Raw genomic sequence first — 2,152 nt, 5'->3', positions numbered from 1 at the left:
TAGGCCAGCCACTTGGCACACTGGATGACGCCATCAAACAGGTCGCCGTGTGTCACCCAGATGTTTCGCCCATCGGCCGTGGTGTGAATCGCGTCCTCCACCACTTCAATGCCTCCAAACTGGTGTCCGATGAAGCCACGGGCAAACTCATCGTGGTTGCCGGGCACGTAGACGATGCGACAGCCTTTGCGCGCCCGGCGCAACAGCTTCTGTATGACGTCGTTGTGCGATTGTGGCCAATACCAGCGGCGGCGCAACTGCCAGCCGTCCACAATGTCGCCCACCAGGTACAGGTAGTCGCTGGGATGGTGTCTCATGAAGTCCAGCAGCGCACTGGCCTGGCAACCGGGGGTCCCCAGATGCAGATCCGAGATGAAGATGGCCCGGTATCGTTTGCCCGCCAGGTCATCGTCAGCATCATCGGGGATGTCGGCGACGGCGGGGATCATGCCGCCGACCCACGGACCCATGGCATCGAAGGCTGCCCGCATCAGTTACCCAAGAAGTGCTTGCGGTAACGGGGGGGCAAATCATTGATGCGCATCATCATGGGCAGGTCTGCGCTGTTGAAATCCGGGTCCCAGGCCGGCGCACCCAGAATCTTGGCGCCCAGACGCAGATAGCCTTTGATCAACGGGGGGGGCTCCACTTTCAGGCTGCTGTCCAATTGGTCAACTGGCAGCGGCAGGCGCGGGTGCACGTGGTGTTCGATGGGCGCGAGGTGGCTGGCCTTGAGCTGGTGCCAGATGCTGGCCGCCACATCACCGCTGACGATGCCGTTGTGCAGCATGGGGATGCTGGCGCAGCCAATCATTGTGTCGAGCTTGTTGCGCACCATGAACTCAGCCAGGGCGCCCCACAAGGCCATGATCACCCCGCCGTGGCGATAGTCCGGGTGCACACAGCTGCGCCCCAGTTCGACCATGCGCTCGCGCAGGCCGCGCAGACGGGTGAGATCGAACTCGAGATCGCTGTAGGTGCTGCCCACGCGCCGGGCCTGTGCCGGTGTCAGAAGGCGGTAGGTCCCGACAACCTCCTTCGTGACCTCGTCGCGCACCAGCAGGTGCTCGCAGTAGTTGTCAAACAGGTCAACATCGTGGCCGGGCGACATCGTGTCCAGCCGGGCGCCCATTTCCTGGGCAAAGACTCTGAACCTGAGGCGCTGCGCCTGGCGGACCTCGTCTGTGTGTTTGGCCCACGACACGGAAAGACCCCCTTTCTCAACCGGACGGGCTGGTACTTGAATCGGGTTGTCGAAATGTGGATGCGGGCGGTGAAGCAAGCCTCGCGGCAAAGACAAAGGGGACAAGGCGAAGGTGGGGTTTGGCAGTTCTTTCATTTCGTTCTCCTTTGTTGCGTTAGTGAATACTGGCGGCCTTTCGTGACGGCTCCGTGGCAGCTTCATGGCATTTCCGTGACAGGGGTCTACCGTGTCAGCGGTGAGCGCTTGATTTGGTGTGGGTGCGGCAACATGCCGATCACTGGCGAGATCGCAGCCAGACTGACAACAGAGGTGCCTGCTTACCCGAAAATGCAGAGATGGGAATCCCGCTGGGTCGCTGTAAGGCAACCCGTCATGGGCCCCAGATCCAGGCGTGCGGCTAGAAGTGTGCGCGCCGGCTCTGCAAGCGGGAACGCTGCAATGCGAGGAATTCCAGGACACCCCAAACCATGCAGGCCGGAATTGCCATCACGCGAAAAAAGGGTACCTTGCGTAACATAGTGGGAGGGATTGGCGCCCTGTAGTTTGCAACCCTGCAAGTTAGCTGCGTGATATGACACCTTCGTGTCAGTGCCAATTTACGACGCGGACGCGCCCAAGTGTTGCACGCCGTGCAACAGCGCCTGTATGCTTTGCGGCTATGCTGACCTATCTGCACCCGTGTCCCGCAGGCAAATGTGACCCCACCTAAACTGCCCGAACTGGAAGCGCTGGAACGCATCATTGAATTGGGCGCAGGCCGGCTGGAATCACGCATTGCCTGCGAAGTCAATCTGCCCGCAGGTGGCGCCTACCCCGTTCATGTGATCACCCTGGGAAATCCCGGGCGCGAGGTACCTGCAGTGGGCTATTTCGGCGGCGTTCATGGCCTGGAGCGCATTGGCGCCGGCGTGGTGATTGCCTACCTGCAAAGCCTGGTCATGCGCCTGC

Annotated in this window: 2 protein-coding genes and 1 pseudogene; 1 reads left to right on the top strand and 2 read right to left on the bottom strand. The window is 61.2% G+C overall.

Annotated elements, in window-relative coordinates; genetic code table 11:
- The coding region (locus Q7T10_RS19135; protein ID WP_304751270.1) for a UDP-2,3-diacylglucosamine diphosphatase at positions 1-491 on the bottom strand (491 nt) is incomplete at its 3' end.
- Positions 491-1,339 carry a GNAT family N-acetyltransferase gene (locus Q7T10_RS19130; RefSeq protein WP_304751268.1) on the bottom strand — a complete coding sequence of 283 codons (849 nt, stop codon included), beginning with the start codon at positions 1,337-1,339 and terminating at the stop codon, positions 491-493. The genes Q7T10_RS19130 and Q7T10_RS19135, both read right to left, overlap by 1 nt.
- 560 nt (positions 1,340-1,899) lie before the next feature.
- Between Q7T10_RS19130 and Q7T10_RS19125 the strand changes: the two are divergent.
- Positions 1,900-2,152 (top strand): annotated as a pseudogene (locus tag Q7T10_RS19125) (zinc carboxypeptidase); the annotation flags it as partial.

The sequence above is a fragment of the Rhodoferax sp. genome (assembly GCF_030646845.1).
Taxonomy (GTDB): Bacteria; Pseudomonadota; Gammaproteobacteria; order Burkholderiales; family Burkholderiaceae_C; genus Rhodoferax.
This window is presented reverse-complemented; position numbering and strand designations above follow the sequence as displayed.